This window comes from Cohnella sp., assembly GCF_041641335.1.
Classification (GTDB): Bacteria; Bacillota; Bacilli; order Paenibacillales; family Paenibacillaceae; genus Cohnella.
This window is the reverse complement of the sequence record NZ_JBEPYQ010000170.1, coordinates 1-5,108: the sequence shown is the minus strand read 5'-3', so window position 1 is coordinate 5,108 and position 5,108 is coordinate 1. Positions and strand designations below refer to the sequence as shown.

Below are 5,108 nucleotides of genomic sequence, written 5' to 3'. Positions count from 1 at the left end.
AAAAGCGAAAGGAAGAAGATACTACCATTGCCCGGGAAGCGCTGTCAAGCATTATTTTGAGATGAAAATGGAGCTGCCCCATAAGTAAACAGAGTCGTACCGAACGATTATCGATGCTTTTTTTCATCGATAATCTTGTACGCCCTTGCTTATGAGACAGCTCCATGCAAGAAGAGGAATATGAAATCAGCGTCGTTCCGGCTCGGAGGCGAGCTGCTGCCTGAATCCGGAGAGCAGGACGTCCGACGCGAGGAGGAAGGTCGGCTCCAGCCGGTTCATCAACTGCTCCGCCGATTCTTCGGATTCCGCGTAGGTCGATGCGATCCCGTTCAGTGTAAACATGTAGACGCGCGAAAAGGAGAGCGCCCTCGGATCGTCCGACTCCAAGCCGAGGCAAGCCCTCAACGTCTCGATGAGCTTGCCGAACATATGGTTACGCAGCCGGTTCAGCTCCATATCGGGGGAGTCGTCGTCCACCCGAACCGATTTCGTGCCGAAGAAGAGATTGTACATATTGCGGTTGGTCAAGCAAAAGCCGATAAATGCCAGGCTGATCGCCTTCAATTGATGTTCGGGAGGACGATCTTCGCCGAGCAGCGCGTCGAATTTGTCCAGAAGGGCTTGCAGCGGCGGCATGGATAGCTGCGTCAGCAGCGCTTCCTTGTCCTTGAAATAAATATAAATCGCCGTATGGGAGCATCCGGCTTCCTTCGCGATTTCGCGCATCGTCACCGAATCGTAGCCTTTGCCCGCAAACAGCTTTCCCGCCGCTTCCACGATGTTTTTTCTCGTTTCTTCCGACTTCAACTTCTGTTTCGTCGTCATAGGAACCGCCTGACCGTCCTTTCCGATGCTAAGGACATTGTAGCTATCGCGTTTCCGCGCGTCAAATCAACCTCGTGTCCGCAGCGGGCGGCATCCGGAACATCCGATTCAGAGCAGGCTGACGACGTCCGGCGCAAGCGTCGCCAGCAAAAACAGTCCCAAAGCCCCCGAAGCCAAAAAAGCCGATTTCCTGCTCTTGCCCCGGCTTCGCCTAAGCGCGGAAGACACGTACATCGCGAACCCGATCGCGAGCAGCGCGATTTCCAGGCCGATCGACAGCCCCTTGTACTGCCACGCTCCAAAGCCGAGCAAAGGCAGGTTCCCCCAGTTGCCCGGCAGTATGGGCATATCCGCGCGGTGCACGATCAGGTCGAGCAGCCAGTGGCTGAACGCGACCGCTCCTATCGCGTAGCCGGCCCGCTTCCCCCACAGGCGCCACGCCAACAGGCCCGCCGCAGCGGCAAGGACCGCGGCGCCCAGCAGGGAATGCGTGTAATCGGCGTGAATGATGTTTTCGCCGTAGCCGCCTCCAGGAGAGTCGTCGATCGTTTCTACGCCAGCCAACAGCAAAGGAATGAAGAGCAGATCAAGCCATTGCGTCGCGATCATAAGCGCCCACAGTGGCACCTCCGGCGTTTTCGCCTTGACTCCCGCCGCCACTCCGAAATGTCCTGCAAACATGGGATCACCCTTTCAATCCAAATTTTCGCAACGCCAATCAGTTATAACCAACGGTTACTAACCATTGGTTATAATATAAACAGGAAATAACCATCCGTCAAGACGCCGGCACTGTTCATTTTTATCCCTCGATTGTGGGAATGACAACTTATAGGCCGCCCTGCGGCTTTTTATAATAAAGGGAGTACAAACTTTCGTGCCGTGAAGGCCTAACGGCTGCTCCTCCTGCTATAATGAGATCAACCTACCCGAGAGGACGGACATCGAAAGATGAGTCTGAGCAAACGCATTTTCGCCGCCTTTTTCGCCTTTATTATCGTTCCTTTGTTCGTGCTGGGCAGCGTCTCGTACCTGGTATCGCAGAAGGTGACGGAGGAGAAATACGCGGAGCAGACCGAGCTTACGCTCAAGGCCATCGGCCGCAACATCAACAACATGATCAAGGAAGCCAACTACTTCTCGGATTTCTGGGTGACGATGGAGGACAGCGTCGAGGTGGTCGAGCAGTCGATCGACGATGCCGGAACGACCGGCGGCGACCCCGGCACCGGCGAATCGTCCAGAAGCTCGGATTCCTATTACCAGTTGCTGGAGAAGGAGAAGCTGCGGCAGCGCGTGCTTCTGACGTACCCCGGCATCAACTCGGTTACCCTGTACCGCAACGACAACAAGCAGGTCACCGTTAACTTTTCTTCCAAGGACACTCCGATCGCCAGGCAGGACTTGGAGAGCCACCCGATCTATCAGCTGGCATTGCGGAAGAACGGGGCTCCCGTCTGGGTCGGTCCGAACGAAGATACAAGGCTGACCGGGGAGAGCAATCTGTTCACGCAGATTCGCGTGCTGCTCGACGTCGATACGCTGAAGAGCAAGGGCGTGCTGGTCACGCGCTTTCAGATGAATGAGCTGAACAAAATTTTCACCTTCTATAACAGTCAAGGCAAGATCGACCGACGCTTTCTCATCGTGGCGGGCAACGGCAACATCGTGTACGACAGCGAGAAAAATCCCGAAGAGCGCCGCATAACCGACTACGTGGATACCGACAAAGGCATCGACATGAACAGCGTTACGACGCAAAGCAAGACGCTCGAGTTCGATGGGCACAAAAGTCTCGTATCGGTGCAGGATTTGCAGCTTCAACGGCTCGGCGTCGGGGAATGGAAGCTGGTCATGGTCACCTCTTGGCAATATTTGTCCGGCGACATGGCGATCGTATTGCGCTGGACGGTCGTCATTACCTCGATCTCGCTGGCGCTCGCGCTTGCTTTTAACCTGATTTTCGTTCGGAGAATGGTGACGCTGATCGTCCGCGTCGTTCGTGCGATGAGGCAGGTGGAGCGCGGGGACTTGTCCACGAAGGTGCCGGTCGTCGGCAACGACGAGACGACAACGCTGTCGCGAGGCTTCAACAGCCTCGTGAAGAGAGTGTCCGAACTGCTCGACGACGTCAAGCAGGAGCAATCGCGCAAGCGCAAAGCGGAGATGATGTTGCTCCAGGCGCAGATCAAGCCGCATTTCCTGTTTAACGCGCTGGAATCGATCAATATTTTGGCGGTGCAGAACGAGGGGCGCAAAGTGAGCAAAATGGTTCAGCGGCTCGCGAACATTTTCCGCATCAGTATTCAGCAGAAGGAAGAAATTACGATCGAGCAGGAGCTCGAGCATCTGATGAGTTATTTGGAAATCCAGAAGTACCGCTTCGAGGAGCTGTTCGAATATTCCATCGAAGTTCCGAAAGAGCTGATGGGTTACTCGATTCTGAAGCTGACCTTGCAGCCGCTCGTCGAGAACAGCATCCAGCACGGCTTCGAAGGCATCGAATACTTGGGGAAAATAGAGGTCAGAGCAGCGCTTGAAGATCGTCATATCGCCTTCTATATCGAGGATAACGGGATCGGCATACCGGAAGAGCAGCTTGCGCGGTTCGCGACGAGAGGCATTACGACGCTGCAGGAAATGTACGCGGAGTCTCCCGAAATGGGCGAACGCCGCGGGCTCGGAATCGGCAACGTCGCGGATCGGCTGCGCATTCACTACGGCGGCCGGTACGGCCTGATGCTGTGCAGCGCTCCGGGCTACGGTACGACGATCAAATGTCTGATACCTCTAGAGGCAGGGAGAGACACCGATGAGACTGAAAGCGTTGTTGATCGACGATGAAGTGAACATTCTGAAAAATCTGCAGGCGGTTATCCCTTGGGATGCGCTGAATATCGAAATGATCGGAACGGCACGCAATGGCGAGCAGGCGTTGGAGCTGGCCAGGGAGCATCGGCCGCAGCTGATTCTGTGCGATATTCGCATGCCCGTCATGGACGGGATCGAGTTTCTGGGCGCGCTGCGGGAGTTCGACACTGAAGCGGAAGTCATCATGATGACCGGATATCAGGACTTCAGCTACGTTCGCTCGGTCATCCGCTACGAAGTGAAAGATTACATTCTGAAACCGATCGATTACGAGGAACTGATCGAGACGATCCGAAGGCTGGCGGACGCCATCCGCGAGAGAAGTCTCGAGCAGCGTTCGATGCAGCAGGAATGGAAGCAAGTATTCCATCTCGCCTACGAGAAGGTGCTGTACGATCAGATTACCGATCTGGGAGGCTCGGCCAGCAGGCCGTTCCTGAAGCTCGGTGAACTGGAAGGCGATCACCTGGGGTTCGCCATGATGCTCGTCGGCGTCGAAGACTATTCCAAGCGCGAGAGGTTCTGGGACGATAAGGAACGCAAGCTGTGGAACTTCGCCATCAACAACATCCTGCATGAAAACCTGGCGGCGTTCGGCGTCAATTATTCCGTAATTCAGGTGCGGAGCGGAGAATGGTGCGTGCTGATCGAACGCTCCGCGCCCGATCTGTACGATAGGACGCAATGCATGTCCTGGGCGGAAACGCTGCGCCAGGCGGTGCAGAGCTACCTCAAGCTGAGCATTCGGGTCGCGCTTCATCCGGCGGAGGTGACACTGAAGCAGCTGTCCAAGACGTACAAGAGTCTGCAAAGGTCGTTGTATTTGTCGTCAACGGCCCACGAAGGCGTCATCGTTTCGGAGAAGGCCCGCGGCAGCCTGGATACTTCGCAGCAGTTGTGGGATACGATCGAAGAGATGGTGACCGGGCTGAAGCGCTGCGACCGCCGCCGTACCGAGACCTCCCTGCGGGAGCTGAACGAGAGCTTCCGGTCGCTGCCGGAAAATTCGTTCGAGCGCGTCGCGCCGATCGTCCACTACCTGTGCATTCACCTGCTTCGGGAGATGAGGGAGATGGAGGTGATCACGCGGGACGAGGAGACGGAAATCTGGCGGCAGATCGATCGGCACCAAGGCATCCGGGAGACGCTGCAAGTCGTCAACCGGCTAGTCGATCAATCGCTCGAAAGCGTCATGAAGAAGAAGACGAGCGACGTGCTGATGTTGTCCGCCAAAGACTACATCGAACGAAACCTGTCCGCGGAGCTTAGCATCGACGTGTTGGCCGAATATTTGGGCATCAGCGGCAGTTATTTCAGCCTGCTGTTCAAGCAGCATTTCGGGGAGACGTTCGTCGAATACGTAACGAAGCAAAGAATGGAGATGGCCAGATCGCTGCTCGCGCTCAGCGACA

At 55.9% G+C, this 5,108-nt stretch carries 4 protein-coding genes; 2 read left to right on the top strand and 2 right to left on the bottom strand.

Annotated features, from left to right (window positions below; genetic code table 11):
• Positions 1-186 precede the first annotated feature (186 nt).
• Both ACESLM_RS30260 and ACESLM_RS30255 read right to left on the bottom strand, forming a co-directional pair.
• Positions 187-825 carry a TetR/AcrR family transcriptional regulator gene (locus tag ACESLM_RS30260; RefSeq protein ID WP_372638408.1) on the bottom strand — a complete coding sequence of 213 codons (639 nt, stop codon included), beginning with the start codon at positions 823-825 and terminating at the stop codon, positions 187-189.
• Positions 826-933: 108 nt separating this feature from the next.
• Positions 934-1,506 carry a permease gene (locus ACESLM_RS30255; protein WP_372638406.1) on the bottom strand — a complete coding sequence of 191 codons (573 nt, stop codon included), beginning with the start codon at positions 1,504-1,506 and terminating at the stop codon, positions 934-936.
• Positions 1,507-1,776: 270 nt separating this feature from the next.
• On the opposite strand from ACESLM_RS30255, the gene ACESLM_RS30250 reads away from it, so the two are divergent.
• Positions 1,777-3,669: a cache domain-containing sensor histidine kinase gene (locus ACESLM_RS30250; protein WP_372638404.1), complete on the top strand. Its 1,893-nt coding sequence runs from the start codon at positions 1,777-1,779 to the stop codon at positions 3,667-3,669.
• Positions 3,638-5,108: response regulator (locus ACESLM_RS30245; protein WP_372638402.1), on the top strand; the 1,471-nt coding region annotated here is incomplete at its 3' end. The genes ACESLM_RS30250 and ACESLM_RS30245, both read left to right, overlap by 32 nt.

What these genes read in the sequence shown, in the direction of transcription:
- ACESLM_RS30260 (WP_372638408.1), bottom strand. Translation starts at nt 825, where the DNA reads ATGACGACGAAACAGAAGTTGAAGTCGGAAGAAACGAGAAAAAACATC.
- ACESLM_RS30255 (WP_372638406.1), bottom strand. Translation starts at nt 1,506, where the DNA reads ATGTTTGCAGGACATTTCGGAGTGGCGGCGGGAGTCAAGGCGAAAACG.
- ACESLM_RS30250 (WP_372638404.1), top strand. Translation starts at nt 1,777, where the DNA reads ATGAGTCTGAGCAAACGCATTTTCGCCGCCTTTTTCGCCTTTATTATC.